Source organism: Chengkuizengella axinellae (assembly GCF_030730905.1).
GTDB lineage: Bacteria > Bacillota > Bacilli > Paenibacillales > KCTC-33759 > Chengkuizengella > Chengkuizengella axinellae.
Map to the genome: position 1 here is coordinate 1 of NZ_JAVAMP010000066.1, position 336 is coordinate 336.

Sequence of the window (336 nt, forward strand, 5' to 3'; positions counted from 1 at the left end):
TCTCCCAAATCTGTGACGGTAAACGTAAAGCTATCTTCTCCGTTATACCCATCTGCTGGAGTGTAGATCACTTTCGAGCCTTCTACTCTAATCGTTCCGTTCTGTACACTATCTTCATCTACATTAAAGATTAAATCAGATGAATTAGTTTCTTCATCACTTCCGGTTAAGATAACCTCTCCTGCTTCACCCTCATTTGTTTCTACAGCTTGATTAGCTGCTACTGGCTTTGTGTTCACTGGATTGACTGTGATCGTTACCGTTGCTGCCTCACTTGTTTTGGCTCCTGCTGTTCCATCCCCGGTGTCTGTGACGTTAAAGGTAAAACTATCTTCA

The 336-nt window shown here is 42.6% G+C and carries 1 protein-coding gene; it reads right to left on the bottom strand.

Annotated features, from left to right (window positions below; genetic code table 11):
* Positions 1–336, bottom strand: a 336-nt coding sequence (locus tag Q5Y73_RS24690; RefSeq protein WP_305994579.1) for an Ig-like domain-containing protein, incomplete at both ends; no start/stop codon positions are given.